This is a genomic window from Streptomyces sp. NPDC055099 (genome assembly GCF_053607685.1).
Window position 1 is genome coordinate 215,078 of the sequence record NZ_JBSGUA010000013.1, and the last position, 26,707, is coordinate 241,784.

The following is a 26,707-nucleotide window of genomic DNA, read 5'->3' on the forward strand; positions in this document are numbered from 1 at the left end:
ATCAACTCGCCTCCCCCACAGGGCTGGTGACGAACCTCAGCAGGTCCTCGGCCGGTTCCTCCGGCGCCACTTCCGCCGCCTCGACGGCTCCGCCCACCTCCGCGGCCACCTGGCTCTCCAGGCGGGCGAGCACCTCGTCGTTCAGCCCGCCACTCTCCCGCAGCTTCCCGGCGAGCAGTTCGATCGGGTCGCGATCCTTCCAGTGCTCGATCTCGCCCTTGTCGCGGTATCGGTCGGGGTCGTACATCGAGTGGGCGCGGAAGCGGTAGGTGCGCACTTCGAGGAAGTGCGGTCCGGTTCCGGTGCGGATGCCCTCGGCGGCGCGGCGGGCGGCGTCCTCGACGGCGAGCACGTCCATCCCGTCGACGGCCCAGGAGACCATCCCGTACGAGGAGGCCCGCATCGCCAAATCGGTCTGGGCCTGCTCCCTCTCGAGGGCGGTACCCATGGCGTACCGGTTGTTCTCGCAGACCAGCAGCAGCGGCAGGCCCCACAGCGCGGCCAGGTTGGCCGTCTCGTGGAACTCGCCTTCGGCAAAGGCGCCGTCACCGAAGAAGCAGCAGGTGACGCGGTTCCGGCCGTTCATACGGTCGGCGAGCGCGAGTCCGGCGGCCAGCGGCAGACCACCGCCGACGATGGCGTTGCCGCCGTAGAAGCGACGGCTCGCGTCGAAGAGATGCATGGAGCCGCCGCGGCCGTGGCTGCAGCCGGTTGTCTTGCCGAACATCTCGGCCATGACGGCGTCGGCGGGAATGCCGCGGGCGAGCGCGTGGCCGTGTTCACGGTATGTCGAGACGACCGCGTCGTCCTCGGTGAGTGCCTCGTTGACGCCGACGGCGACGGCCTCCTCACCGATGTACAGGTGGACGAAGCCACGGATCCGCGCGGCGCTGTACAGCTCCACGCAGCGTTCTTCGAAGCGGCGGATGCGGAGCATCGACTGGAGGAGGTCCAGCCGGTGCGCCGCCTTCTGCTTCTGCTGTGTGGTCTTGGGCTGCTTCGGCTGTGCGGTCTTCCCCGCGGCCTTGTGGTTGCCGCGCGGGGTGCGGGCGGCGCTCATGCCGACCCCTCCTTCCTTCCCTCCGACGACGAGGGGTCGCCCTCCAGGGTGGAGATGTCCCCCTCGGGCAGACCGAGTTCGCGGGCCCGCAGCAGCCGGCGCATGACCTTGCCGCTGCGGGTGTGCGGCAGGTGCTGGTCGAACGCGATCTCGCGCGGCGCGACGGCGGGGCCGAGCCTGCGCCGGGCGAAAGCGAGCAGCTCCCGACGTGTCGCGCCGGTCGCCTCGAAACCGGGCCGGAGCGACACGAACGCCTTGATGATGTTCCCGGCGACGGGGTCAGGCCGCCCGATCACTCCGGCCTCGGCGACCGCGGGGTGTTCCATCAGGGCGCTCTCGACCTCGAAGGGCCCGACGAGGTGTCCGGCGGACTTGATGACGTCATCGGCGCGGCCCACGAACCAGTACCAGCCGTCGGCGTCCTTGCGCACCAGGTCACCGGTCAGGTACCAGCCCCCGGCGAACGCCGCCGCCGACTGCTCCTCGGCATGGAGATAGCCTCGGAACATGGACGGCCAGCCGGGCCGTAGCGCCAACTCCCCCTCCACTCCGGGCTGCTGAAGAACACGCACGCGCCCGTCGACGACCTCGATCTGCCCGTCCGCACCGCGCTCCAGGACCGCCGCCTCCACACCGGGGAGGGGGCGCCCCATGGAACCCGGGCGGATCTCGCACCCGGCGAAGTTCGCGATCATGATGGCGCCGGTCTCGGTCTGCCACCAGTTGTCGTGCACCGGCAGCCCGAGCACGTCCCGGCCCCACACCACGGCCTCGGGATTGAGCGGTTCCCCCACCGAGGCGATGAAGCGCAGGGCGGTCAGGTCGAAGGAGTCGGGCAGGTCGTGCGGTCCCTGCCGTGGCGTCGTGCGCATCAGCATGCGCAGGGCGGTGGGCGCTGTGTACCAGACGGTGACCCGCTGTCCGGCGAGGATGCGGTACCAGCGGCGGGCGTCGAAGTCACCCTCGTCCACCACGACGGTCAGCCCGTGCGCGAGCGGCGCGATGATCCCGTACGACATCCCGGTGACCCAGCCCGGATCGGCGGTGCACCAGTACACGTCGTCCGGGTGCAGATCAAGGGCGAACGAGGCGGTCGCGTAGTGGGCGATGATCGCCTCGTGCACATGGACGGCACCCTTAGGGGTGCCGGTGGTGCCGCTGGTGAAGTGCAGCAGGGCCATGTCGGCGGGGGACGTCGGCGGGATGGTGAAGGTGTCGGCGGCACCGGCCATCAGCGCCTCGTACGAAACCGTGCCGGGCAGTTCGTCCGCGCCCTCGCCGATGATCAGGACGTACTCCAGCTCGGGGAGCAGCGCACGGCGATCGGCGACCTTCTTCCGGTACAGGGCCGCGGTGGTGACCAGCGCCCGCGCATTGCTGATCCGCAGCCGCTGCTCGACGGGGTCGGGGCCGAACGCGGAGAACAGCGGGCACAGCACGCTGGTGTTCTTCAGCGTGCCGAGGACCACGGTGTACAGCTCCGGGCACCGTCCGAGCAGGGTGACGACCCGGTCACCCCGCCCCAGGCCGAGGGCGCACAGGACGTTCGCGAACTGCGCGCTGGAGCATGCCAGTTGGCCGTACGTCACCGTGGTCACGGAGTCGTCGCGGCCGATGCAGCGCAGCGCCACCGCACTGCCGTGATCGGATTCGGCGTGCCGGTCCACGGCCTCGTACCCGATGTTCAGCCCGCGTCCGCCGGGCAGCCCGGAGAGCTTGGTGCGTGCGCCCGCCCAGGAGAAGGCGGCACGTGCCTTCTCATAGTCGTCCAGGTTGGGCGGGACGCTCGGCGGAATGTCTTTGCGGATCGTCTCCCAGGGCATGGCGGTCCCGTTCGCATCGGCCTGCTTCGACCATCCGCCGACGGCAGTACCACCCGCACTGGGCCGAAGGTCCCCCGCACAGGGCCACGCGGCTCCGCCCGGACCGTCCGGGCCGCGACAAGGGACCGGCGGCCCCTGCTCCCGGCGTCGCCGGCGCACCACGATGGGAGTGAACCCGTAACCGGCTGCGAAGGCGCTGGAGGTGCCACACCATGCTTCGACCGGTGATCACCGGGGTCGACGGATCCCCGGAGAGCCTGGCCGCCCCCCTGTGGGCGGCCCGCGAGGCCCTGCGCCGCTCCTTGCCGCTGCACCTGGTCCACGCGACCAGCTGGAGCCCCCATCCCTCGGCCTCGGATCCCGCGAACGTGATCAGGCGCCAGATGGGCCGCGGCGTCCTGCGCAAGACAGAGAGCCACATCGCGCGGACGTGCCCGGACGTCCGGCTCACCGACGAGCAGGTCGATGGGCCGGCGACCGCCGCCCTCTTGAGGGCGGCGGACCGGGCCGAGCTGATGGTCCTGGGGTCCCGCGGGCTGAGCGGGTTCACCGGGCTCCTGGCCGCTTCGGTGGCCCAGGGCGTCGTGGCACGGGCGACCCGGCCGGTGGTCCTGGTCCGAGCGGGAGAGCACCCTGAGGACGGGCGCCGACAGGACCAGGACGACCGCCGCTCCGCGCTCGCCACGTGCCGGGACGTCGTTCTCGGTCTCGATCTGAACGACCCGAGCGACGAGGTGATCGGGTTCGCCTTCGAGGCCGCGCGGGTTCGCGGGGCGCGGCTGCGTGTCATGCACGCGTGGAGCGGCCCGCCCCTGTTGTCCTTGGGTCCCGGCGAGATAGGTCTGGAGAGCGCTCCCGAGCGCGCCCAGGAGTGGCGCGGTTTCCTCGAAGCGGTGCTCCAGACCTGGCGGGAGAGGTTCCCCGGCGTGGACGTCGACGAGACGGTCGTCGAGGGAAAGGCGGGCCCACATCTGGTGTCCGCCTCCTCCGGCGCCGGACTGCTCGTCGTCGGCCGCCGCATGCACGAAGGCGACGTCGGCCCGCACGCCGGTCCGGTCACCCACACGTTGATTCACCACGCGCGCTGCCCCGTGGCCGTCGTCGCCCACGACTGAGGCGGCCACGCACTCCTTGAGGGAGGTGTCCGTCATGTTGAGGCCCGTCGTCGCCGGTCTGGACGGCTCACGCGAGAGTGCCGCCGCCGCGGACTGGGCGGCACGTGAGGCACTGCGCCGCGGACTGCCGCTGCGTCTCGTCCACGCCTGGGAGGGGCTGTCGGACGAGGCGGCGTCACTGCCCGAGCTGAAGGTCCCCCAGGAGTGGGCGCGCCGCATCCTGTGCGGCGCGATGGACCGGCTCACCGAACGGTATCCGCAGGTCCGCATCAGCGCGGAGCAGCTGCGGCAGTCCCCGGTCCAGGCCCTCGTGGCCGAGGCCGAGGAAGCGGAGGTGCTGGTCCTCGGCAGTCAGGGATTCGGCGGCGTCGGCGGCTTCTTCGCCGGTTCCGTCGCGATGGCCACCGTCGCGCACGCGCAACGGCCGGTGGTGCTGGTGCGGGCGGCGAACCGCGCCGAGGACGAGCGGTTCCCGGACACCGACGGACGCCCTTGCGACCGGACTCCGTACCGCGTCGTGGCCCTCGCCGTGGCCCTGGGTGACCCGTGCGACGCCCTCATCCGCTTCGGCTTCGAGGCCGCGGCCTGCCGCACCACGACGCTGCGCGTCGTGCACGCCTGGCACGCCACCCGAATTCCGGCGGCCGCGCACGGGCACGGCGGGGACCAGGCCGTGGCAGACCGGGCGCTCGCCACCGCGCTGCAGCCCTGGCGGGCGAAGTACCCGACGGTGCGGGTACGGACTCTGGCGGTGAACGGCGGACCCGCACAGGAGATCATGAAGGCATCCCGCGACGCCGGGCTGCTGGTGGTGGGCCGCAAGCCCCGTAACGCGGCAGTCGGCGCCCGCCTCGGCGCCGTGACACACGCGGTCATCCACCACGTCGGCTGCCCCGTGGCCGTGGTCCCGCATGTCTGAGGAGCCGGGCGGGACTACGCGCCGCGGCCCCTGCCCGGCACTGGACGCAGAGCGTCATGACCTGTGCATACCCGTCCCCGGCAGGGCCGGGAAGCTCCGCGCGCAACCACACGGAGCGTCACAGATCACGAGGTTCCGACACAGGCGCCGCGTGAACCTCAGACGACATCTCGTCGCGCAAGAGCCACGAAGCGATCAATCAACTCGGTGGCGGCTCTGCGCCGCCTGTCCAACTCGGATACGTCGTCGCCATGATGGACATCCACTACCCCCTCGAAAGCCTCCTGCCCCTGGCGCAGGACTTCTTCGCTGTCCGTGAGCATCTGAATACGGAACAGCGCCTCCTGCGCATCGGAGCGGAGATCGTACGAGCGTTGCCGGGCCTCGCGTGCCTGCTCCTCGGGCCGGTCCTCGTGCGCGCAGTACCAACGGGTGACCAGCACCCGGCGCAGATTCACCAGGATTCCGGCATACACACAGAACGCGTCGAGGCGCTCTCTCCTGAGCTCTTCTTCCCGTTCAAAAGCCCGCGCACGCTGAGTGGCGCGTTGCTGGAAGAGGTGTGTGAATCCCGCGCCCAGCAAGGTGCCCAGCACCGCTATCCCACTCGCGGCTATTGACTCCACACGGTCAGTACAGCATCAGAGTTGCACCAGAAGGACCCCGTTGCGACGTCCGAGAACGCAGTCTGCGTCACCCCAAAGCAAATCGCGCGCGATCACCCCAGTTGGCACCATCGGTGACCATCAAATGCAGTCCCGTTATTCGTGCCGTGAACGGCAATGTGGACGCCAGGGTCTCCTCGATTGCGTCGTACACCTGCGTCGACCGGTCAGAGGCGACCGTCAGGTGAGGGATGACCTCCTCGAATCGCCCGCCGTGCGGCGGCGTCCCGGGCCAGTGCGCGGCGATCGCCTCGGTAAGTGCACGCAGAGGCTGGGGCGGCTCCGGCGCCAGCCACAGAGCGTTCGGGAAACGCCCGAAGCGGGCGAAGGTGACCTCGAAGGCCCGGTGCCGTGAAACAAGGCCCGTCAACTCCTCCAGCACGTCCGGCGTCAGGCGACCAGCGGGCAGGAACGGCGACAAGACGGTGACGTGAGCCGGCATTCCGGCCCGAGCGGACTCGTCGTACCGAGATCGGCAGGCGGCCACGACCGGCTCGGCCTCGAGAACCCTGGCCAGCACGATCGACCGCCCGGGGAGCCAACGAGGGCTGTCGAGCACGGTCACTGTGGAAGTGTGTCAGCACGCGGCTTCCCTGGTAAAGGGAGGATGCCGGACCTGCGGGCCGCACGAGGACCCCCCTCGACCACCGTCGTCTCGCGTCGGCGTGGTGCAGGTCCGGCACTGGGGCGGAAGACCGGTCCGCCCCTTCCGAGGAGCCGCCGTAGCGGCCTGCGCCGGCCCCAACCGGCGCACCCGCAAGCGAGTTGACCTCCCGCAGGGAGCTGCGACGCTCATCCTGGAGAAGTGGATACGGGTGGAAGCCCCCGTGAGGGAGACCATCCGCACGCTCGTCACGGGCTTGAGTCCCGACCCTGGCACCACAGGCCCGTACCGCAGCAGGGGCCGACCGGCCCACCCGAGGAGCCAACAGGCCCCATGCGCGAGCCGGGAAGAACTACAGATCCTCACCGATCCCGCACGACCGTGCGGCACGTCACCAAGTCCCTCGTGCTCCCGCCCGCGCATCAGCACATTCTCCGCAGGCGCCCCACCTGCTCACCGGAGACCGGTCCGCACTGCCAACCGACGAGGCATCGATCGGGACCAGACCGGTGCCGGGTGACGGCCCGTTCGCCCCTGGACCCGCAGCGCGGTCCGGCGCACGCTGGAGATGAGCGAGGTCCCGCAGACGTTCGCCGGTCCTGCGCGGCGAAGCAGCGTCCCCACTCCGCACAAGTCCGCACCCGTCCACCTCCTCCACCCAGGAGTGATCACGATGGAAGCCAAGCAGTGGACCGTTCAGATCTACATCACCGAGGAGGGCGACGACACGCACGCCCGTGCCGTGCTGACCACCCAGGACACCTCAACGGTCACCGGACGTGGCGTGGCCAGGCGCAACCCGATCGACCGCTCCATCCCGGAGATCGGTGACGAGCTCGCCGCCAGCCGCGCTCTGGAAGATCTGGCCATCAGGCTGCACGACGTCGCCTCCGACGACATCGTGCAGCTGACAGGCCCTGCCGATCCCCCACCGCGCGGCCGGTGACCACCACACGACATCCGGAGGTGCAGCGTTGAGCGACCTCCCCGGACAGCACAACTAGGGCCGAACGACCCCCGCCCAGGACCGGGCGGCCCGTGGCGCCTCGCCCGCTCGCGCGCTCACGCTGGGATCAGCAACCGTCAACAACCCCCACAGTCGCGGAGGGTAACGATGACGTGCAGCCCAGCGTCCGCCGTCCTGGACAGGAACGGGCTCGACGCCCTCATCAAGACCCTGGCCGCCCAGGGACGCACAGTCGTCGGCCCTACCGTCCGGGATGGAGCGGTGGTCCTTGCGGAGCTCGCCTCGGCCGAGCAGCTGCCCTTCGGCTGGGGCACCCAGGTCGAGGCCGGCCACTACCGTCTCGTCCCCCGCGAGGACGGCGCGGCCTTCGCGCACTCCTCTGGCCCGCAGTCCTGGAAGACGTTCCTGCACCCGCAGCGGGAGAAGCTGTGGAGCACCGACCGAACCGCCGACGGCCGGCTGTCCGTCACCGAAGAGCGTGCCGCCCCACCGTCGTACGCCTTCCTGGGCGTGCGCCCCTGTGACCTGCGAGCCATCGCGATCCAGGACCGGGTGCTGACCGGGGGCGCCTTCAGGGACACCGGCTACCAGGAACGGCGGAAGGACGCGTTCCTGATAGCCGCCGAGTGCACCGAACCAGGAGCCACCTGCTTCTGCGTCTCCATGGGCAGCGGCCCGGCGGCCGACACCGGGTTCGACCTCGCACTGACGGAGGTCGTGGACGAGAACGGACACCGTTTCCTCGTACGCGTGGGCAGCGACGAAGGCGCCGAGCTCCTCTTCGGCGTCCCGCACCGCCCGGCCGACACGGAGACAGAGACGACAGCCCGCGTCGCGGTGGACGCCGCACGGCACCGGATGGGCCGGGCCATGCCTCCCGTGAGCCTGCGCGATCTGATGGGCGAGAGCCTGGAGGCCGACCGCTGGGACGATGTCGCCGACCGCTGTCTGACCTGCGGCAACTGCACCATGGTGTGCCCCACCTGCTTCTGCACCACCACCGAGGAGGTCACCGACCTCACCGGCGACCACGCCGAGCGGTGGCAACGCTGGGACTCCTGCTTCGACCTCGACTTCTCCCACATCCACGGCGGCCCGGTACGCAAGTCACCACGCAGCCGCTACCGCCAGTGGCTCACCCACAAGCTCTCCACCTGGTACGACCAGTTCGACAGCTCCGGCTGCGTGGGCTGTGGACGCTGCGTCACCTGGTGCCCGGTCGGCATCGACATCACCGAAGAGGCCGCGGCCCTGCACGACGAACTCGCCGAGCGGCTGCAGCAGGACGAGCACGAGAAGCAGAGGGAAGGAAGGGAGACGGAGCGATGACTTCTGCCACCACCATGGCCGCGGCTCTCCCTGCCGAACACCGGGAACGGCTCATGCGGATCGCCCGCGAGGTGTCTTTCGAGGCGGGCACCCGCCTGTTCGACGAGGGCCGGCGAGCCGACAGGTTCTGGATCGTGCGGGCCGGTGTCGTCGCGCTCGATCTGCATGTCCCCGGTCGTCAGGCCGCCGTCGTCGAGTCGCTCGGACACGGTGAACTGATCGGCTGGTCCTGGCACTTCCCGCCCTATGTATGGCAACTGGGCGCCAAGGCCATGAGTCCGGTGCGCGCCTATGAGTTCGGCGCGCCGGCGGTACGGGCGATGTGCGCGGACGACCCCGAATTCGGCCGCGCGATCGCGGTATGGGTGGGCCGGGTGGTCGCCCACCGGCTGCACGCGTCCCGCACCCGATTGCTCGACCTGTACGCCCCCTACGGCAGTGGCGGCCGGCCATGACCGGCATTCCCCTGCCCTACCGAGTGACGCGCGTGCGCGGCGAGACGGCCGACACGGTCACCCTCACCCTCACGCCCGCGGGCCCAACGGCCCTCGCGTCCTTCGCACCCGGCCAGTTCGCCATGGTGTACGCCTTCGGGGTCGGCGAGATCCCGGTCTCGGTGTCCCGCGTCAACGGTCACGAACTCGTCCACACCATCCGCTCGGTCGGGGCGGTCTCGGCCGCCCTGTGCGGCCTCGGTCCGGGCGCCCAGGTCGGGCTGCGCGGCCCCTTCGGTACCGGCTGGGAGCTCGACGGAGCCACCGGGCAGGACCTGCTGATCATCGCCGGGGGGATCGGTCTGGCCCCGCTGCGGCCCTTGGTGCTCGACGCACTGGCCGCCCCGCACGCGTACGGGCGGCCAAATCTCCTGATCGGCGCCCGCACTCCGGACGATCTGCTCTACGCCGACGACCTGCGCGCCTGGACGGCGGCTCGCGGCCCACTGCACTGCGCGGTCACCGTCGACCGCCCGGCCCCCGCCTGGAGCGGCCACGTCGGCGTCGTCACCACCCTGCTGAACGGCGCCCGGTTCGACCCCGAGAACACCACGGCCTACATCTGCGGCCCCGAGGTGATGATCCGCGCCACCGCCCGCGACCTGCTCCACCGCGGCCTGCCCTCACACCGGATCCGGGTCTCACTCGAACGCAACATGCGCTGCGCCACCGGGCACTGCGGCCACTGCCAGCTCGGAAGTGTCCTGGTGTGCCGCGACGGCCCGGTGATCGACTGGGGCCGGGCCGCATCCCTGCTCTCCGTAAGGGAGTTGTGAGATGACACCGAAGCTCGCCGTGTTCAAGCTGGCGTCCTGCGACGGCTGCCAGCTCACTCTCCTCGACTGCGAGGACGAACTCCTCGCGCTGGCCGGGCAGGTCGAGATCGCTCACTTCCTGGAAGCGTCGAGCGCCGTGCGCCCCGGGCCCTACGACCTCACGCTCGTCGAAGGGTCGGTCACCACTGCCGCCGACGCGGAGCGGATACGGGAGATCCGTGCGCAGTCCCGCGCCCTGGTGACCATCGGGGCCTGCGCCACCGCGGGCGGCATCCAGGCACTGCGCAACTTCGCGGACGTCGAGGAGTTCCGCCGCACCGTCTACGCCCGGCCCGACTACATCGACACCCTGGCCACCTCCACCCCCGTCTCCGCCCATGTGGACGTCGACTTCGAACTGCGCGGCTGCCCGATCGACAAGGGCCAGCTCCTCGAGGTCATCACCGCCCACCTGGCCGGCCGCAAGCCCGGCATCCCGAATCACAGCGTGTGCTTCGAGTGCAAGCGGCGCGGCACGGTCTGCGTCACCGTCGCCCACGGCACCCCTTGCCTCGGCCCGGTCACGCACGCCGGCTGTGGCGCGATCTGCCCGGCGTACGGGCGCGGTTGTTATGGCTGCTTCGGCCCGTCCGGATCGGTGAATCTGCCCGCGCTCATCCCGCTGCTGCATCGCGACGGCATGGACGACCGCGACACCGAACGCTTCCTGCACACCTTCAACGCCGCCGCCTTCGCGGAGATCGAGGAGGAGACGTGACCCACCGAGGCTCCCGCGTCCTGCACGTCGGCTCACTCTCCCGTGTGGAGGGCGAGGGCGCCCTGCACCTGCGGGTGCACGGCACGGCCGTGACCGAGGCCAGGCTGCAGATCTACGAACCGCCGCGCTTCTTCGAGGCGTTCCTGCGCGGTCGCGCGTACACCGAGCCGCCGGACATCACCGCCCGGGTGTGCGGCATCTGTCCGGTCGCCTACCAGATGAGCGCCTGCGCGGCGATCGAGGACGCCTGCGGAGTCACCGTCACCCCGGCCATCCGCGAGCTCCGCAGACTGCTGTACTGCGGTGAATGGATCGAGAGCCAGGTCCTGCACATCTACCTCCTGCATGCCCCCGACTTCCTGGGCTGCGACGATGCGATCGGTCTCGCCCGCACCCATCGCACCCACGTGGAGCGGGGCTTGCGCCTCAAGCAAACGGGCAACGCGATCCTGGAACTGCTCGGCGGCCGCGCCATCCACCCCGTCAACGTCCGCCTGGGCGGCTTCCACCGGGCACCCACGCCCTGGGAACTGCGCCCACTGGCCGAGCAGTTGAGGCGCGCCCAGGACGACGCCTGGGAAACGGTCCGCTGGGTGGCAGGCTTCGACTTCCCCGACGCCACCGTGGACGCAGACTTCCTGGCGCTGGCCGCCCCGGAAACGTACGCCATCGAGGGCGGCGACCCCACGATCCTGCGCGCCGACGGAACGCGCACCGCGTTCCCCGTCCCCGACTTCCCGGACCACGTACGCGAGGAGCAGGTGCCGCATTCCACGGCGCTGCATTCCCGGCTCGACGGTCGGCGCCATCTGACCGGCTCGCTGGCCCGGTTCGCGATCAGCGGGCACTTGCTGTCGCCGACCGCCCGGGAGGCTGCGCGCGAGGCCGGGCTCGACGGGGAAGTGTGCCGCAATCCTTTCCGGTCGATCCTGGTGCGCGCGGTCGAGGCCGTGTACGCGGTCGAGGAGGCACTGCGGATCATCGAGACGTACGAGCCGCCGCCGCGCTCCTTCGTGGAGGTACCGCCGACCGCGGGCACCGGCCACGGCGCGACCGAAGCACCGCGCGGCCTCCTCTACCACCGCTACGTCCTGGACGCCGAAGGCACGGTCACCGACGCCCTCCTCGTTCCGCCGACCGCGCAGAACCAGGGCGCCATCGAGGAGGACCTGCGCCGGATCGCCGAGACCGCGATCACGGGGCGGGGCGTGGACGACGAGGAGTTGACCCGGCTGTGCGAGCGGGCCATCCGCAACCACGACCCGTGCATCTCCTGCTCCACCCACTTCCTCGACCTCACGGTCGAGCGCGTCACCAGTCGCTGAGGAGGCCTCCATGACTGTCACGCCGGAACCGACCTCCTCCAAAGGGCCCGTTGCGCTGACGGGGCAGACGACCACCCTGAAGAAAGGGGTGGTGACGGTGGGCGGTGCGCCCCGCGACCGGACGCTGGTGCCGCTCCCGGCGCGTCTGGTCCGCGCCGCCGAGGGCGCCGTCGACATCCTTGTCGGCCTCCCCGGCCCGAACGCCGCCCCCTCCGCCAGGCAGAACACCGATACCGCCTCCGGACGGGGCGCCTCATGAAGTACCTCGACGAGTACCGCGATCCCGAGCTCGCCCGCCGCCTCCTGGACCAGCTGCGGACGGCCGCCACACAGCCTTGGCAGATCATGGAAGTATGCGGCGGACAGACCCACACACTGGTCCGCCAGGGGATCGACGAACTGCTGCCCGCCGGCATCCGCATGATCCACGGGCCCGGATGTCCGGTCTGTGTCACGCCCCTGGAGACCCTCGACCGGGCCATGGCCATCGCCGCCCGGCCCGGCGTGGTCTTCACCAGCTTCGGCGACATGCTGCGCGTGCCGGGCTCGGAGACCGACCTGCTGGCCCTGCGGGCGCGCGGCGCGGACGTGCGCGTCGTGTACACGCCGATGGACGCGGTGCGTATGGCGCAGGAGTCACCTGATCGTGAAGTGGTGTTCCTGGCCGTCGGATTCGAGACGACGGCGCCCGCGAACGCCATGGCGGTCCTGCACGCGGCCCGCCTGGGCCTGACCAACTTCTCGGTCCTGGTCAGCCACGTCCTCGTACCCCCCGCGATGACCGCCCTGCTCGACAACCCGGACTGCGAGGTACAGGCGTTCCTGGCGGCCGGGCACGTGTGCGCGATCATGGGCTGGCGCGAGTACGAGCCGATCGCCTCCCGGTACCAAGTGCCCATCGTGGTCACGGGTTTCGAACCCTTGGATCTCCTGGAGGGCATCCTCATGGCCGTGACCCAGCTGGAGCAGGGGCGCCACGAGGTCGAGAACCAGTACGTACGGGCGGTCCACCGCGGCGGCAACACCGAGGCCCAGGACGCGGTGCGTGAAGTCTTCCGCGTCACCGACCGCGCCTGGCGCGGCATCGGAGCACTACCCGACAGCGGACTCGAACTCGCCGACCCTTACACGAAGTTCGACGCCGCACACCGCTTCGACGTGGGCTCACTGCACCCGGCCGAGGACCCCGAGTGCATCGCGGGCGCCATCCTCACCGGCTCCCGACTGCCCACCGACTGTACGGCCTACGGCACCCGCTGCACCCCCCGCCACCCACTCGGCGCGCCCATGGTGTCCGCCGAGGGAACGTGCGCCGCCTTCCACGCCGTCGGCCGCACCCGAGACCCCGAGGACGCGCCATGACCATGGAATGCCCCACCCCGCGCCACGAGGACGAACGCGTCCTGCTCGGCCACGGCGCCGGAGGGCGCCTGACCGCGGAACTCCTGGACACCCTGGTCCTGCCGGCCTTTGAGGGACAGAATGGCCCGCTGGAAGACGCCGCGCTGCTCCCCGGCCACCCCGACCTGGTCGTGAGCACCGACAGTTTCGTCGTCAGCCCGCTGTTCTTCCCCGGCGGGGACATTGGCTCGCTCGCCGTACACGGCACCATCAACGACCTCGCGATGCGCGGCGCCTGGCCGCTGGCCCTGTCCGTAGCCCTCATGGTCGAGGAGGGCCTCCCGCTGTCCGAACTCCGCTCGGTACTCGCGTCGTTGGGCAAGTCGGCCCGCAACGCCGAAGTACCCGTGATCACCGGCGACACCAAGGTCGTGGGCCGCGGCGCGGTGGACAAGGTGTTCATCAACACCACCGGAATCGGGCAACGTCGTTCGATGCTGCACCCCTCCGCCGCACTCGCCCGCCCGGGCGACGCGATCCTCCTTTCGGGACCGATCGGTCTGCACGGCACCACCGTGCTCTCCACCCGCGAAGGGCTCGGCTTCGAGAGCGAGATCGCCTCGGACAGCCGCCCCCTGCACCGTCTCGTCCGCGCCTTGGCGCCGCTCGGCGAACACCTCCACACCCTGCGTGACCCGACCCGTGGCGGCCTCGCCGCATCACTCAACGAGATTGCCCGCGACTCGTCCGTCGCCGTCGAGATCGACGAGATCGCCCTCCCGGTACCTGACGCGGTGGCATCCGCCTGCGACCTGCTCGGCCTCGACCCCCTCATCGTCGCCAACGAAGGCTGCCTGGTCGCCTTCGTCAGCCCCTCCGCGGCCGACGAGGCCCTCGCCACCATGCGTACGCTCCCCGAAGGCCGGGGTGCGGCCCGCATCGGCGAGGTACTGCCGCAGGGGCCGAGCGGCCGGGTCACGCTCCGGACGCTGGTCGGCGCCCGGCGGGTGGTGGACATGCCCCTGGGCGAACAACTCCCGCGTATCTGCTGACAGGCGATACGAGCCCGTGGCCGAACCGCGCGGCACGGAAGCGGCGGCACCTCGCTCGCGCGCAGACGGTGATCCGCCTGAGATACGGACCGGCGGGGGCCCGCCTCGCCACGCCGCAGCGCCGACAGTCCCACGGCGACCGCAGTTCGGACTCACCCGGCGTGGGCGAAACGGTCAAGAGCCCTGAGCACATGGGCGCGTGACGTGTCACTGCCCAGATGGCCCGCGTCATCGACGACGACCAGCTCGGCGGCGGGCCATGCGCGGGCCAGCTCCCTGGCGGTGTCGAGCGGACCGGCCAAATCCAGTCGGCCGTGGATCAGGACACCGGGGATGCCGGCCAAGCGATGGGCTTCGCGCAGCAGTTGACCTTCTTCCAGCCATGCACCGTGGGAGAAGTAGTGCGCACAGATGCGCACCAAAGCCAGCTGTGCGGAGGGCGGACGGTCGCCGTAGGGATTGGAGGCGCCGTTCGTCTCTCCGGAGAGGACCGCGTCTTCCCAGGCGCACCAGTCGGCCGTGGCCTTCTCCCGTACCGCGGCCTCCGGGTCTTCCACCAGACGCGCGTAGGCCGCGACGATGTCGCCGTCTCGCGGTGTGCCGGGAGCACCCGCCAGGAAGCGTTCCCACTGCTCGGGAAAGAACCGGCCGACACCGCGGTAGAGCCAGTCGATCTCGGAGCGCCGGGTGGTGGTGACAGCGGAGATGACGATCTGCGACACCCGTTCCGGGTACGTCTCGGCGTAGGCCAGGATCAGTGTGGAGCCCCACGAGCCGCCGTACAGCAACCAGCGGTCGATCCCCAGGCGCTCGCGCAGCTGCTCCATATCGGCGATCAGGTGCTGGGTGGTGTTGTGCCTCATGTCGGTGAGGGGGTCGAGCTGTTCCCACCGATCGAGCCATATGACCAGGGGATGCTCGACGTCGGGGACGGTCACCTCGTGTACTGGGAGGTCTGTGGCAATCCGGACGGCAAGCCGGCAGTCGTCGTCCATGGAGGGCCGGGGTCAGGGTGCGGTGCCGGTGCGCGCCAGTACTTCGATCCGGAGAAGTATCGAGTCGTCCTCTTCGACCAGCGCGGCTGTGGGCGCAGCCGTCCGCACGCGAGCCGTCCATTTCCGTCCTCCGCACGGCACACCTCAAACCGCCGCTGATAGATTCCTGCAGTGAGCGAGCAGCTACCCAGCGGTGGCATCGAGATGTCACCCGACGAGATCGAAGCCCTGCACGCCAAGTGGTCATCCTGCTGGACTCCGAGTGAGGTCGCGCAGCGGTTGACCGGGATCAGTACGCCCTGGTGCGTGGCCTCGGGCTGGGCGCTGGACCTCTTCCTCGGCAGGCAGACGCGCGCGCATGGAGACATCGAGATCGCGATTCCGGCCGCGAGTTTTCCGGAAGTCCGCGACCGCTTCCCCGGCTACGTCTTCGCTGCGGTAGGCAGCGGCCGCATGTGGGAGGACACCACACCAGAGGTGCTGGCCGCCGTGCATCAGACATGGCTCCGCGACCCGGCGACCGGAAACTACCTGCTCGACGTGTTCCGCGAACCGCACGACGGCGACACCTGGATCTGCCGACGCGACGAGAGGATCCGGCTTCCCTACAGCGACATCATTCACCGCACCCACGACGGCATCCCGTATCTGGCACCCGAACTGGTCCTGCTGTTCAAGGCCAAGCACACCCGTCGAAAGGATCAGACGGACTTCGAGGCGACCGTCCCGCACATGACCTCTACTCAGCGCGAGGCCCTGGCCGAGCTACTCGCCCGTGTGCACCCGGGTCACCGCTGGATTGCGGACCTGTAGCCGAGGCTTGGCTTGGAACCTCGATGACTGTGGCCGTCCCGACGACAGGTCGGCCCTCATGCATGGTGATCACGTGACCGGGCCTCAGAATCCGCCACTGCTCGGGGCGCAGAGGAGCCAGCCGGACATCTGCGGTCTCCCCAGGGCCGAGTTCCCGCGCGAACTCCACCCATATCGAGGCGATGTTCAGATCTCGCTCTCCATCAGCAGTGCGGTTACCGATGTCCCACAGAGGTCGGAGCTGACCATCCCCTGAGAAGGCGCCACGGCGTCCGCCCTCGTCTGTCCCCAGCAGGGTCAGCGTCGCACGGAAGGTTCCGAACGTGGCTTCCCGGCCCCGCCACTGGCACCAGCGGCGCGTGCGGTCGAGCATCATCTGCCGCGCGGCCTCAGCAAGGGCCTCCCAGAAGGATTGGGCCGTGGGATGAACATCCGCGATCTCGATGAGAAGGTCGAGCACGATTTCCCATTCCTGGTGCGCGACACCCTCACGAACCTCCCCGAGCGGCGCGCCGTTCTCAGCAACGGCGTCCTCGGGCAGCAGGTCGACAGCCCGCCGGAGAAGTGTGAACGCATCATCCATGCGCTGGATTCTCGCTCGTCTGGTCCCAGCCCTGTTGTCGCAGTCGGCAGGTCGGGATACGTCGGGGCCCAAGAGCGCGACGTACCCGGACACTCCGGGGCGTGAGGGGTATTCGATGGCAGGGCATGGTTTCTGCCTGTCAGGCTGTGCCCCATGAGTCCCGAGTCCAACGGTGTGTCCGGCAGCTCCTGGCTGGGGCCCCCGATCGACGCGCGTGCGCTGTTCGGTCCGGAGCACAGGTCGCTGCTCGACACCCTGCGTGGTCTGGCACCCTCCGACTGGGGCAGAACGGCAGCCGGGCAGTGGACGGTGCACGACGTCGCCACCCACCTTCTCGGCGGCTACTACGGCCGCCTCGGCCACGGTTACCGGAACGGCTTCGCCGATGGCGAGACCCTCGAAGCGTTCATCCACCGTACGAATCAGGAATGGGTCGAGTCGCACGCCGACGACAGCCCGGCCGCGCTCATCGATGCCCTGACAGCAGCCGGGACCCAGCTCGCCCAACAGTTCGCCACAGCCGACCTCCACGCGGCTGCCCTGGGCGTGTCGTGGGCAGGCGTCGCGCCCGCGCCGGCGTGGCTGGACATCGCCCGGGAGTTCACCGAGCACTGGACTCACCGGCAGCAGATCCGCCACGCCATCGGCCGCGACACCGATCCGGAGCCGCGTGCCCTGGGTATGGTCCTCGACACCTTCATGCGGGCCCTGCCCTACACACTGCGAAACACGTCGGCACCCGTAGGAGCGCAGGTCCAGGTGATCGCCGAGGGCCCCGGCGGCGCATGCTGGACAGTCACTGCCGCAGCGGATCGCTGGTCGTTGGCGGAAAAGCCGAGCGGGCGACCAACCGCAACCATGCTGCTGGACACAGAGTCCGTATGGCGCTTGTCCACGCGGAACATCGATCCCGCGGACGCCCTGTCCCGGGCCCAGGTGCGGGGAGATCGCCGGCTCGCCGAAGCCGCGTGCCACATCGTGTCCATCGTCCACTGACGGCGCCGGCATCGCCAGCGACCTGATCTGCCCGGCCGGCTGCGACCTCTGCGCGCCCCGGACACCCTTGAAAAAATGCCGAGTGGGCATCGGCAACGCCCTGCTAGCGTCTGCGGCATGAAGCGCGCTGCCACTGCTGTGACGACGACGCCGGAGAGTGTCCCGGCGCGCTGACAGATGTCTCAGTCCGAAGCCCCGGGGCGAGTGCCCCGGGGCTTCGCCTTGCGGTCACTCGCCCGATGTCCGCGAGGAGACCGTCATGAAGGACCACCGCAAACTCGGCCGTGAACTGGGCCTGTTCGACACCGACCCACTCATCGGCGCCGGTCTGCCGTACTGGCTGCCGGACGGCGCGGCCGTGCGGCACACCCTGGAGGAATACATCCGCGCCGCCGAACGGCGAGCGGGCTACCGGCATGTGTACTCACCGGTCCTCGGCAAGCGGGAGCTGTACGAGATCTCCGGGCACTGGGCACACTACAGCGACGACATGTTCCCCCCGATGGACCTCGGCGGTGAGCAGGTCGTCCTGCGGCCGAGCCTGTGTCCCCATCACGCGGTGATCTACCGCTCCCGCTCCCACAGCTACCGGGAACTGCCGCTGCGCATGGCCGAGTTGGGAGGCATGTACCGTTCCGAGCTTTCGGGCGTGCTGGGCGGTCTGACCCGGGTGCGGGCGATTCAGCTCAACGACGCGCACATCTTCTGCACCCTGGACCAGGTCGCCCAGGAGGCACAGGCGGCACTGGAGATGATCCGCCAGGCGTACGAGGCGCTCGGCATCACCCCGACCCGCTACCGGCTCTCCCTCCCGGGTCCCGGCGGCAAGTACGTTGCCGCACCCGAGAAATGGCAGCGGTCCACCGCCCTGCTCGCCGACGTCCTCGACCGCTCCGGTCTGCCCTACGAGGCAGCGGAGGGCGAGGCCGCCTTCTACGGCCCCAAGATCGACGTTCAGGTCACCGACGGCGCCGGGCGGGAATCCACCCTGTCCACCGTCCAGGTCGACTTCCACCAGCCCGAGCAGTTCGACCTGCGGTACATCGGCGCGGACGGCGCCAAGCACCGCCCCGTCATGGTTCATCGCAGCATCATCGGCAGCGTGGAGCGAGCCGTCGCCCATCTCATCGAACAGCACGGGGGCGCTTTCCCCGCCTGGCTCGCCCCCACTCAGCTGGTGATCCTCCCGATCTCCGACACCGAACTCCCGAACGCCGTTGCCCTCGCCCAACGCTGCACCCGTCTCGGTCTGCGCGCCGAGATCGCGGGACCGGACCTCGGCAGTCTGGGTGCCCGCATCCGCGAGGCCCGCCTGGTCCCCTACCAAGCCGTCATCGGCGCCAAGGAGGCCGCTGACGATCACGTCGCACTGCGCTTGCGTGACGGACGCCGACTCGACCCGCGGCCGGTCAGTGACGCACTCACCCACATCAGCGCCCTCATCGGAGCCCACAGCACCGAACTGTGGGCCGACGCCACCTCGTAACAGTCAACCTAGGTGAGGATGTCGGCCGGAAATCGGCCACCCGGCCGGCTCTCCCCACCCTCACGCTTCGCCATCACGCCCGTACCTCCGGCGCACGCCCCGCAAGCACCCCCTCCAACGCGGTCCGCTGCGCCGCGGGCAGGTGCTCCCCGAGCGGCGTCCGGCGCGGGCTGTGTTCGCCGTCGCAGAGCCAGCTTCGCTCATCGATGTCGTACGTCCATGTCGCGGCGCCCCACATGGGGTGCCCCTCCAGCAGGCGCTGGGCCAGCGGTTCGCAGTCGGGCGGGGCGCCTTGCGCGACGAGCGCTTCGATGACCATGGCCAGGACTTCGGGCAGGGCCTCCGCGTCGCCCAGTACGGGAAGAAGGAGGAGCAGCCGGGCGTGGGGGTCGAGGACCCCGTCCGCTTCGGCGGGCGCCGTGAGGAGAGCCGCCAACTCCGGCCAGCAGAGGCCGGGTCCGATGCGGTCCTGGTCGTCGCTGGCCAGGACGAGGGCGGCGCGGGAGGCCGGCCAGTCCGGGTGCGTGAGGAAGTAGTCGGTGGTCGTGTACTCCTCGCCGCTGTTGTAGTGCACGAGAATCGCGAAGCCGTCGGCCAGCGGCAGGGTGAACATCGGCCACGCCGTCCGGTCATGCAACTGCTCCAGGGCCTCACCGGCATCCGCCGCGTCGACACCGAACGCCTCCGCCGGGGTGCCGTCACTGAGGTCGGCGAGGTGCGCCGCCCAGAAGCCGGGGGCATCCAAGAGGGGCAGGCCGTCCACGACGGGGGCGGACGCGTACCAGTGCTGTGCCATCACCATGGCCGGGATTCTCCCCCGTGCGCGCTCAGGTGCCCAACCTGTCGGGCCCGCACCCGAGCAGCAGCGAAGTCCCACGGCTCACCGAGTGCAGCTCACCGAGGCCGGTCTCTATTGGCGCCCCATCCTGCGGGGTCGTCGTTACTGTCCCTCGCCCTCACGTACCTGCGCTGACGGCGGCACCGATCGGTTCGTCGGTCAGAGCCAGGCGCGCGGTGATGCGTTTGCCGACCGTCTCGCTTTTCACCGAGAGCTCGTGGGCGACGGCCTGCACGATCTCCAGGCCGTGTTGACCGATACGTCCGGCATCGACGCCGCGAACCACGGGGAGGACCGGCTCGGAATCCCACACCGTGATCAGCACCGATTCTCCGGTGATGCGCAGACGCACCAGCACCGGCCCCGGGGCGTACTTGAGCGCGTTGGTGACCAGCTCGCTGACCACCAGACGTGCCATTTCCATGCCGCGCTCCGCCACCGGCACCCCGTGCTCGGATCGCGCCGCGGTCAAGAAGTCGGCGGCGAGGTCACGGGCCTGGGCGATGCACGAGCCGTCCCCCTCCAGAGCCACCATGGTCTCCAGTGCGTGCCCGGCCGAGTGAGAACCGTCGTCATCATCTTCGGGACCTGATCCCATTACGCCGCTTCACTCCCCCATGTATAGACCTTCCCGGCGCCTACCCCCGGGCACGCATCTGACACCTCAGCACAGAGGTGGTTTTCGCCCCAGGCCAGACCTGATCCAACCAGTGCTCCAGAGGCGACGATCATGTGCCAGTATCGCCAACATGACTGAGACCGAGACGTCCGGAACGGAAGACCCACGACCACCGGGCGGGCTGTCGATCGTGGCCACCGCCACCGACGGCATCCGCGTACTGTCCCTGTCCGGCGAGATCGACCACCACAGCGGCGCGATCCTGCAGCAGGCTCTCAACGAGGTCGACGCGCCCCTCCCCCGGGTCGTTCTCGACCTGCGTCGGGTCACGTTCATGGACTCCAGCGGCATCAACATTCTCCTCGGCGCCCACCACACCTTCGCCCAAGCCGGCGGCTGGCTGCGCCTTGCCGCACCCGGCAGCGCCGTGAAGCGCACCCTGGGCATCGTCGGCGTCGAAACCGTCATCGACTGCCACGACACCCTCCGCGAAGCACTCGCGTAGCCCCGCCGCCCCGGCGGACACACCGCGCCGGTCGCGCAACGTCCAGGTCGCATCCCACCTCCCCTCTGCGTTGCGCACCGAGCGTCCCCTGTGCGGGGTCTGGGCACAGGGTCCGCCCGCCCGCACGAATATCGGTGCGGGCGGTCCTTGTATCCGCTGATCCACAAGCGGTAACAGCAAGATTCAGCCCCTGAGGCGCCAGGCGCGGGACAAATGGGGCGCGAAGCGCCGCAGGGCGCCTGGAAAAGCATTCCTCGCCGGGGCGGGCGGACGTCTATGCTGGCCCGGTTCCTGTGCCGTCTCGCATGACGTGTGCGTGTCCTTCGAGGTGATGACTTATATCCCAGGCCAAGTAGCCGTCTTTCCCGGGCTCTGCCCGCGGACCCCCGCCCGAGCGATCGAGCGGTTTGCGCTGTCCGCTGTGAAGACGGTGTTCCCGATGGCCTGGGCTCCGTGGCATTCTCCTGTGCGCAGTAGGCGTACGCGGGCCTCGGCCTGCCCGTTTCTCCTACTTCTCAGAACAGGAACCCCTGCTCCGTGTCTCGTGACACCCGCAACGCCCCGTCCTGCCCGGGCGCTGCCCCTGCCCGTACTCGAACTCGTACCCGTACTCGTACTGGACGGTCCTCGCGCCGTGGCAGTCAGATCATGCTCGCCGTCGTGCTGCTGGGTGAACTGATGGCCGTCCTGGACGCGTCCGTCGTCGACACCGCACTGCCCACCATCCAGAAGGACACCGGCGCCACGGCAACCGGTCTGCAGTGGACCCACGCCACGTACGCCCTCGCCCTCGGCATCGGGCTGATCACCGGAGGCCGCCTCGGTGACCTCTACGGACGCAAGCGCACCTTCCTCCATGGCACCGGCGTCTTCACCGCCGCGTCCCTGCTGTGCACTCTGGCCACCAGCCCCGCCGCCCTGATCGCCGCCCGCGCGGTCCAGGGGGCCGGCGCGGCAGCCATGATCCCGCAGGTCCTTGCCACCCTGCATGTCACCTTCTCCGGCAGCGCCCGCGCCAAGGCGTTCGGCCTCTACGGGACCGTCATGTCCGTCGGCAGCGTCGCCGGACCCGTTCTGGGCGGTTTCCTCGTCCAGGCCGATCTGTTCGGCCTGACCTGGCGGTCCATCTTCCTGATCAACATTCCCCTCGGCGTTGCCGCCGTCGTGCTCGGCCACCGGTACATCAGCGAGTCCCGCGACCGCCGGGCTCTGCGCCCGGACCTGCTGGGGATGGTCCTCTGCGCGCTCGGACTGCTGCTGATCGCCTACCCCCTGAGCGCGGGCGGTGGCCTCGGCTGGCCGTGGTGGACGTTCACGGCCATGTCCGCGGGTGGTGCCGTGCTGGTGGTCCTGGTCCTGCAGCAGCGGGCGGCCACCCGTAAGGGCGGCTTGCCTCTGATCGTGCTGTCCCTGTTCTCCGGCCGTCCCTTCTCCGGAGGCATGGCCGCGCAGCTGGTTCTGGGGCTGCTGTCGGGCCTGTTCTTCATGTGCTGGACGCTCTTCATGCAGCAGGGCCTGGGTCTGAGCCCGTCACAGGCGGCGCTCGGCTTCCTCCTCCTCACCCTTGCCGAGATCTCGGGCGCCTGGCTCGCCACGGCCGCCGTTGCCCGCCACCGACGCCGCGCACCCCAAGCCGGTGCGCTGCTTGCGGCACTGGCCCTGGCCGCGTTCGACCTGCTGGCCGCCACCTACGGCACCAACCTGTCGATGACCGCCATGGCCTGGCCGGTCCTGGCGCTGGGCTTCGGGTTTGGCATGATCGGCGCCCCGCTCACCGACCTCACCATCGGCCGCGTCGACGACGCGCACGCCGGGTCGGCCTCGGGGCTGTTCAACACAGCCATGCACCTGGGCATCGCCCTGGGAGTCGTCCTCACCGGGGTGGTGTTCTTCGCTCATGACCAGTCGGCCGCCGCCCGCGGCAGCGAGGTCGTCGACGCCTTCACCGCCACACTCCCGTATGTGATCGGCGGCCTGCTGATCATGTGGGTCCTGATGTTCTTCCTCCCCCGCGCCGCTCCACGCGCCCGCCGCCTCTGAGCATCACACTCAGCCGCTCAGCCGCTCAGCCGCTCAGCCGCTCAGCCACCAAGCTCACCTTGCTCACCTTGCTCGCGCTCGCCTGCGGCTCGGTGGTGTTCCTCGCGGTGGGCGAGCACTTCGGTCATGTGTGTTTCGGCCCAGCCCTTGAGGCCGATCATGACGCGGTTCAGGGACAGGCCGAGGTCGGTGATCTCGTAAGTGACGGTGACGGGAACGGTGGGCGTCACGGTCCGGGTGACCATGCCGTCCACCTCCAGGGAGCGCAGGGTCTGGGTGAGCATCTTCTGGCTGGCGCCCGCGAGCCGGCGGGACAGTTCGGAATAGCGCATCGGCCGCGGGCCGTCTCCGTGCTCGACCCCGGGACGGTGCGGTCCGTCGCTGCCGAGCGCGGCGAGGATCAACGCGACCCACTTGTCGGAGATCCGCTCGAGCAGCTGATGGCTGGGGCAGCCCTCCATGAACGCGTTGTAGCTCGCCTTCTCCTCTGCCCGCCGCTGGGCCGCCGTCCGCGTCGCCATCGATCGCTCCTTCGCCGCCCGAGGGGGTTACGCACTTTCAAGTGCCTGCTTTCGCAGTGAGGTTAACGAAACCAGCATGGAGCCCGGAAGCAATCACCCCACCGCAAAGGAACAAGGCCCATGAGTGCTGCCACTTTCCGTACCGCCGTCGTGCGCGTCCCGAAAGGCCCCGACTCGATCGAAATCATCGACGTGCCCGTCGTCGAGCCCGGCCCCGGGCAGGTCCGCGTCGCCATCGCCGCGGCGACGGTCAACCCCACCGACCTCGGCGTCGCAGCGGGCTTCTTCCACACGATCGGGCTGGTGCACCAGTCCGAACATACCGGTCTGGGCTGGGAGTTCGCGGGCGTCGTGGACGTGGCCGGGCCGGGCGTCGACCTGGCCCCCGGTACGCGGGTGGCAGGCCTGGTGGCCGGCTTCGACCGCGACTACGGCACGTACGCCGAGCAGATCGTGGTCGCGGCGGCCGACGTCGCCCCGGTCCCCGACGGCCTCGACCTGCTGGCCGCGACCACGGTCCCCCTCAACGGCCTGGCCGCCGCGCAGATCGTCGACCTGCTCGGCGACGCGACCGCCGGGGCCGACCGGCTGCTGGTGACCGGCGCCGCGGGGGCAGTCGGAGCCAACGTCACCGTCCTCGCCCAGGACCGCGGCTGGCAGGTGACCGGGCTCGCGCGCCCTGGCGACGAGGCGTTCGTGCGGGGCCTCGGCGCCGACTTCACCAAGCACGCCGAGCCGGAATGGGACGCGGTCGTCGACGCCGCGGAACTCAACGACCAGGCGCTCGCGCTGGTCCGCGACGGCGGCGCCTACGTCGGCCTGCGGCCCGGTCTCGGCCCCTCCGCCGAGCGCAAAATCTCGGTCTCCTCCCTGCTCACAACCTCCGACCACGCCCGGATCGCCGAGCTCCTCACCCGCGCCGCCGCGGGCGAACTGCCGACCCGCGTGCACGCGACCGTCCCCCTGGACCAGGCCGCCGACGCCCACCGGGCAACCGCCGAGGGCGGCCTCCGCGGCCGCTACGTCATCCGCCCCTGACCAGCCCGACCCGACGAGCGCGCCGCCAGGTTCCCTCACCGGCACCTGCCCTCCGGAAGCCCGAACGCCGGGGCAGGCCCGGTGAGGCAGGTGGAGCCAGGCGATGCCCGCCTGCGCCCCCCTCCCCGATTCGTTCCCCCCTCCGCACCACACCCTCTGGAGATCGGCCATGCCCATGAAGCGCCTCGCCACCGTCCTCGCCGCCCTCGGCGGCCTGTTCCTCCTCTACATCGGGGCCCTCTTCCTCTTCGACCCGCAGGCATCGGCCGAAGGGTTCGGACTGCCGACCTGGCCACAGAACCAGGGCGAGGGATTTCTCGCGGTCAAGGGCATGCGCGACATCGGCTTCGGACTGGTCATCCTCGCGCTGCTGCTGGCCGGGCAGCGCAAGGCGCTCGGGCTGGCGCTGGCGGCCATGGCCGTTGTCCCGGTCAGCGACATGGTCATGGTGCTGAACCAAGGGGGCTCGGCGGCAACCGCGTACGGCGTCCACGGACTGACCGCGGCCGCGGTCGCCTTGACCGGGGGCCTGTTGCTGCGCGAGCGGCCGGCGGCAGCTGCGTGAGGCAAGGGCAGAGGGCAGGCGCGCCTCGGTCTCAGCACGGCTGAGGCAGTGAGCGCCCAAGTCTCCTTGACCTCAAGCGTGGTTGAGGCGTGATGGTTGGTGTATGGCGATCACTGAGTCCAACACCATCCTCTTCCGCAACACCATGCGCATCACTGATGGTCATCTCACCGCGTTCAAGGAAGCCATCGCGCAAGCCATCGCTTTCACCGGCGAACACGGCCCTCAGCTCATGGTCGACGTCTTCATCGACGAGGAACGCATGCTCGCGCACAGTTTCCAGTTGTACGCGGACACGGAGGCCATCCGCACCCATTGGAAGATCTCCGACCCCTACATTCGTGGCGTCATGGAGCACTGCACGGTGGAGTACTTCGAGATTTTCGGCGACCCCGAGCCGGACATCGTCAGCGCAGTCTCCACGCCGGACGGCGATCCGATCGAGTTCAGTCACTCGCCCCGCCTGACCGGCTTCAACCGGTTTACGGCGTAGCACGGGTGCCTGGGCGGCCGGATTGAGGTGCTACTTCATCTCGATCTCGACAAAGGCCAAGGGTGTATCACCGACGTTGACAACCTCGTGTTCACCGCCGGCCGGGCGTGCGTAGGACTGGCCTGCTTGCAGTTGCGAGGAGGCGACCGTGCCATCGGGGGTGATCACGTCGGTGCGTCCGTCGGTGACGGGCACCACGATGTAGTCATACTCGTGCACGTGACGGCCCGTGCTCTCCTGGGGGTCGAAATCCCAGCGGGTGACCCGTACCTGCTCGTCCTCGTGCTGCAAGGTGGCACGGGCGGTAGTCGTCATGGCTCAGCTCCTCGTCGTCGGGTGCCACACCTGTACGGCGACCGGCGGGCCACATCACAAGCGGCAGGCTAACTGCCGCTGCCCCCGCACGGGCGGGACGGGGCTGTCCGCATCACGATGAGGCTGCGTAGCAGTGGACCGTCACGGTCTGGTGCGGGCTCCACCGTTGCTCGAGCGTGGCCAGGCGTTTCCAGCCCAGACGCTCATACAAGGCTGCCGCGGCCATGTCGGAAGCCACGACGTCGAGCACCGGATGCAGTCCGCTTCGCCGCGCCTCCTGTACGGCTTGGCCGAGCAGCAGTGCGCCGATTCCGTGCCCTCTCGCCTGCGGGGCGACAAACAGGCGGCTGACCACCGCGGTCAGCTCCCTCCGCGTCCCAGTGCGCTCGCTCCACAATCCTGGGGCCAGGTCGCCCTCACCGCTGCGGGACAAGCTGACGTGGCCGACGAGACGGCCGTCGAGGTCGGCGACCCAAGCCCCCAGCAGGGATGCGTTCGACAGCCAATCGCCGGGCTGCTCGGGCCAGTTCACCGGGTAGCCGTCAGTGTGGTGGACTTTCTCCAGAACCTCGACGCACGTCGCGATGTCCCCGTCAGTCCTGCGCCGGACTCTGCGGTCTGGCTTGTCCTCAGTGGTTCCGAAGCTCTCCTTGTTCACTCCGGCATGGAAGCA

Annotated in this window: 30 protein-coding genes and 1 pseudogene; 21 read left to right on the forward strand and 10 right to left on the reverse strand. The window is 69.9% G+C overall.

Annotated elements, in window-relative coordinates; genetic code table 11:
* Position 1 precedes the first annotated feature (1 nt).
* On the reverse strand, positions 2-1,060 hold the full coding sequence (pdhA, locus tag ACWFRU_RS29315; protein WP_453691117.1) for a pyruvate dehydrogenase (acetyl-transferring) E1 component subunit alpha: 1,059 nt from the start codon (positions 1,058-1,060) through the stop codon (positions 2-4).
* The gene (acsA, locus tag ACWFRU_RS29320; protein WP_453691118.1) at positions 1,057-2,883 is read right to left on the reverse strand and encodes an acetate--CoA ligase; all 1,827 of its coding nucleotides are present in this window, start codon (positions 2,881-2,883) and stop codon (positions 1,057-1,059) included. The genes pdhA and acsA overlap by 4 nt, the downstream gene beginning before the upstream one ends.
* Positions 2,884-3,095: 212 nt before the next feature.
* Here acsA and ACWFRU_RS29325 point away from each other — a divergent pair, with 212 nt between their 5' ends.
* Both ACWFRU_RS29325 and ACWFRU_RS29330 read left to right on the forward strand, forming a co-directional pair.
* Entirely contained in the window at positions 3,096-3,998 is a 903-nt protein-coding gene (locus ACWFRU_RS29325; RefSeq protein WP_453691119.1) for a universal stress protein, read from the forward strand.
* 34 nt (positions 3,999-4,032) lie between these two features.
* Entirely contained in the window at positions 4,033-4,917 is an 885-nt protein-coding gene (locus ACWFRU_RS29330; RefSeq protein WP_453691120.1) for a universal stress protein, read from the forward strand.
* Between the two features lie 158 nt (positions 4,918-5,075).
* Here the strand turns inward: ACWFRU_RS29330 and ACWFRU_RS29335 are convergent, their stop codons facing one another.
* Together ACWFRU_RS29335 and ACWFRU_RS29340 are read right to left on the reverse strand one after the other, a co-directional pair.
* Positions 5,076-5,513: a hypothetical protein gene (locus ACWFRU_RS29335; protein WP_453691121.1), complete on the reverse strand. Its 438-nt coding sequence runs from the start codon at positions 5,511-5,513 to the stop codon at positions 5,076-5,078.
* Between the two features lie 97 nt (positions 5,514-5,610).
* On the reverse strand, positions 5,611-6,147 hold the full coding sequence (locus tag ACWFRU_RS29340) for a 2'-5' RNA ligase family protein (RefSeq protein ID WP_409054993.1): 537 nt from the start codon (positions 6,145-6,147) through the stop codon (positions 5,611-5,613).
* A 712-nt stretch (positions 6,148-6,859) separates the two neighbouring features.
* On the opposite strand from ACWFRU_RS29340, the gene ACWFRU_RS29345 reads away from it, so the two are divergent.
* From ACWFRU_RS29345 to hypE, 9 genes are all read left to right on the forward strand, one after another.
* The gene (locus ACWFRU_RS29345) at positions 6,860-7,132 is read left to right on the forward strand and encodes a DUF1876 domain-containing protein (protein ID WP_409054994.1); all 273 of its coding nucleotides are present in this window, start codon (positions 6,860-6,862) and stop codon (positions 7,130-7,132) included.
* Positions 7,133-7,300: 168 nt separating this feature from the next.
* The gene (locus tag ACWFRU_RS29350; protein ID WP_453691122.1) at positions 7,301-8,482 is read left to right on the forward strand and encodes a 4Fe-4S dicluster domain-containing protein; all 1,182 of its coding nucleotides are present in this window, start codon (positions 7,301-7,303) and stop codon (positions 8,480-8,482) included.
* A complete protein-coding gene (locus ACWFRU_RS29355) occupies positions 8,479-8,937 on the forward strand; it encodes a Crp/Fnr family transcriptional regulator (protein ID WP_453691123.1) in 459 nt (152 codons plus the stop codon). The genes ACWFRU_RS29350 and ACWFRU_RS29355 overlap by 4 nt, the downstream gene beginning before the upstream one ends.
* Positions 8,934-9,752, forward strand: coding sequence for an FAD/NAD(P)-binding protein (locus tag ACWFRU_RS29360; RefSeq protein WP_453691124.1), 819 nt, complete (start codon positions 8,934-8,936; stop codon positions 9,750-9,752). Before ACWFRU_RS29355 ends, ACWFRU_RS29360 begins: the two co-directional genes overlap by 4 nt.
* A gap of 1 nt (position 9,753) precedes the next feature.
* Positions 9,754-10,509, forward strand: a complete 756-nt coding sequence (locus ACWFRU_RS29365) for an NADH-quinone oxidoreductase subunit B family protein (protein WP_453691125.1) — start codon at positions 9,754-9,756, stop codon at positions 10,507-10,509.
* Entirely contained in the window at positions 10,506-11,834 is a 1,329-nt protein-coding gene (locus ACWFRU_RS29370) for a Ni/Fe hydrogenase subunit alpha (protein ID WP_453691126.1), read from the forward strand. The genes ACWFRU_RS29365 and ACWFRU_RS29370 overlap by 4 nt, the downstream gene beginning before the upstream one ends.
* A 10-nt stretch (positions 11,835-11,844) precedes the next feature.
* Positions 11,845-12,093 carry a hypothetical protein gene (locus ACWFRU_RS29375; protein ID WP_453691127.1) on the forward strand — a complete coding sequence of 83 codons (249 nt, stop codon included), beginning with the start codon at positions 11,845-11,847 and terminating at the stop codon, positions 12,091-12,093.
* Positions 12,090-13,196 carry a hydrogenase formation protein HypD gene (gene hypD / locus ACWFRU_RS29380; RefSeq protein ID WP_453691128.1) on the forward strand — a complete coding sequence of 369 codons (1,107 nt, stop codon included), beginning with the start codon at positions 12,090-12,092 and terminating at the stop codon, positions 13,194-13,196. The genes ACWFRU_RS29375 and hypD overlap by 4 nt, the downstream gene beginning before the upstream one ends.
* Positions 13,193-14,227 (forward strand): hydrogenase expression/formation protein HypE, encoded by a 1,035-nt coding sequence (gene hypE, locus ACWFRU_RS29385; RefSeq protein WP_453691129.1) that lies wholly within the window; start codon positions 13,193-13,195, stop codon positions 14,225-14,227. The genes hypD and hypE overlap by 4 nt, the downstream gene beginning before the upstream one ends.
* A gap of 152 nt (positions 14,228-14,379) precedes the next feature.
* Here the strand turns inward: hypE and ACWFRU_RS29390 are convergent, their stop codons facing one another.
* Positions 14,380-15,165 (reverse strand): alpha/beta fold hydrolase, encoded by a 786-nt coding sequence (locus ACWFRU_RS29390; RefSeq protein WP_453691130.1) that lies wholly within the window; start codon positions 15,163-15,165, stop codon positions 14,380-14,382.
* Here ACWFRU_RS29390 and ACWFRU_RS29395 point away from each other — a divergent pair.
* From ACWFRU_RS29395 to thrS, 5 genes and pseudogenes are all read left to right on the forward strand, one after another.
* Positions 15,142-15,369: pseudogene (locus ACWFRU_RS29395) on the forward strand (prolyl aminopeptidase); the annotation flags it as partial. The gene ACWFRU_RS29390 and the pseudogene ACWFRU_RS29395 overlap by 24 nt on opposite strands.
* A gap of 24 nt (positions 15,370-15,393) precedes the next feature.
* Complete coding sequence (locus ACWFRU_RS29400) at positions 15,394-16,035, forward strand: nucleotidyltransferase domain-containing protein (RefSeq protein WP_453691131.1); 642 nt, start codon at positions 15,394-15,396, stop codon at positions 16,033-16,035.
* Positions 16,036-16,459: 424 nt separating this feature from the next.
* Positions 16,460-16,723: a hypothetical protein gene (locus ACWFRU_RS29405; protein ID WP_453691132.1), complete on the forward strand. Its 264-nt coding sequence runs from the start codon at positions 16,460-16,462 to the stop codon at positions 16,721-16,723.
* A gap of 48 nt (positions 16,724-16,771) precedes the next feature.
* Positions 16,772-17,614, forward strand: coding sequence for a maleylpyruvate isomerase family mycothiol-dependent enzyme (locus tag ACWFRU_RS29410; protein ID WP_453691133.1), 843 nt, complete (start codon positions 16,772-16,774; stop codon positions 17,612-17,614).
* A gap of 157 nt (positions 17,615-17,771) precedes the next feature.
* Complete coding sequence (thrS, locus tag ACWFRU_RS29415; protein ID WP_453691134.1) at positions 17,772-19,100, forward strand: threonine--tRNA ligase; 1,329 nt, start codon at positions 17,772-17,774, stop codon at positions 19,098-19,100.
* A gap of 73 nt (positions 19,101-19,173) precedes the next feature.
* Here thrS and ACWFRU_RS29420 read toward each other — a convergent pair whose 3' ends face one another.
* Positions 19,174-19,902, reverse strand: coding sequence for a hypothetical protein (locus ACWFRU_RS29420; protein ID WP_453691135.1), 729 nt, complete (start codon positions 19,900-19,902; stop codon positions 19,174-19,176).
* A gap of 154 nt (positions 19,903-20,056) precedes the next feature.
* Positions 20,057-20,473, reverse strand: coding sequence for an ATP-binding protein (locus ACWFRU_RS29425; RefSeq protein WP_453691136.1), 417 nt, complete (start codon positions 20,471-20,473; stop codon positions 20,057-20,059).
* Between the two features lie 214 nt (positions 20,474-20,687).
* Between ACWFRU_RS29425 and ACWFRU_RS29430 the strand changes: the two genes are divergently transcribed.
* Both ACWFRU_RS29430 and ACWFRU_RS29435 read left to right on the forward strand, forming a co-directional pair.
* Positions 20,688-21,062, forward strand: a complete 375-nt coding sequence (locus ACWFRU_RS29430) for an STAS domain-containing protein (RefSeq protein WP_453691137.1) — start codon at positions 20,688-20,690, stop codon at positions 21,060-21,062.
* A 648-nt stretch (positions 21,063-21,710) separates the two neighbouring features.
* Positions 21,711-23,102 (forward strand): MFS transporter, encoded by a 1,392-nt coding sequence (locus ACWFRU_RS29435; RefSeq protein WP_453691138.1) that lies wholly within the window; start codon positions 21,711-21,713, stop codon positions 23,100-23,102.
* 41 nt (positions 23,103-23,143) lie between these two features.
* Here the strand turns inward: ACWFRU_RS29435 and ACWFRU_RS29440 are convergent, their stop codons facing one another.
* The gene (locus ACWFRU_RS29440) at positions 23,144-23,623 is read right to left on the reverse strand and encodes a winged helix-turn-helix transcriptional regulator (protein WP_453691139.1); all 480 of its coding nucleotides are present in this window, start codon (positions 23,621-23,623) and stop codon (positions 23,144-23,146) included.
* A 120-nt stretch (positions 23,624-23,743) separates the two neighbouring features.
* Between ACWFRU_RS29440 and ACWFRU_RS29445 the strand changes: the two genes are divergently transcribed.
* The 3 genes from ACWFRU_RS29445 to ACWFRU_RS29455 all read left to right on the forward strand — a co-directional run bounded on the left by ACWFRU_RS29445 (position 23,744) and on the right by ACWFRU_RS29455 (position 25,719).
* Positions 23,744-24,661, forward strand: a complete 918-nt coding sequence (locus ACWFRU_RS29445) for an NADP-dependent oxidoreductase (protein WP_453691140.1) — start codon at positions 23,744-23,746, stop codon at positions 24,659-24,661.
* 169 nt (positions 24,662-24,830) lie between these two features.
* A complete protein-coding gene (locus ACWFRU_RS29450; protein ID WP_453691141.1) occupies positions 24,831-25,226 on the forward strand; it encodes a DUF4267 domain-containing protein in 396 nt (131 codons plus the stop codon).
* A 103-nt stretch (positions 25,227-25,329) separates the two neighbouring features.
* Positions 25,330-25,719 carry a hypothetical protein gene (locus tag ACWFRU_RS29455; RefSeq protein ID WP_453691142.1) on the forward strand — a complete coding sequence of 130 codons (390 nt, stop codon included), beginning with the start codon at positions 25,330-25,332 and terminating at the stop codon, positions 25,717-25,719.
* A gap of 30 nt (positions 25,720-25,749) precedes the next feature.
* On the opposite strand, the gene ACWFRU_RS29460 is transcribed toward ACWFRU_RS29455, so the two are convergent.
* Both ACWFRU_RS29460 and ACWFRU_RS29465 read right to left on the reverse strand, forming a co-directional pair.
* Positions 25,750-26,034 carry a cupin domain-containing protein gene (locus tag ACWFRU_RS29460; RefSeq protein WP_453691143.1) on the reverse strand — a complete coding sequence of 95 codons (285 nt, stop codon included), beginning with the start codon at positions 26,032-26,034 and terminating at the stop codon, positions 25,750-25,752.
* A gap of 112 nt (positions 26,035-26,146) precedes the next feature.
* On the reverse strand, positions 26,147-26,692 hold the full coding sequence (locus ACWFRU_RS29465) for an N-acetyltransferase family protein (RefSeq protein WP_453691144.1): 546 nt from the start codon (positions 26,690-26,692) through the stop codon (positions 26,147-26,149).
* Positions 26,693-26,707: the final 15 nt, after the last annotated feature.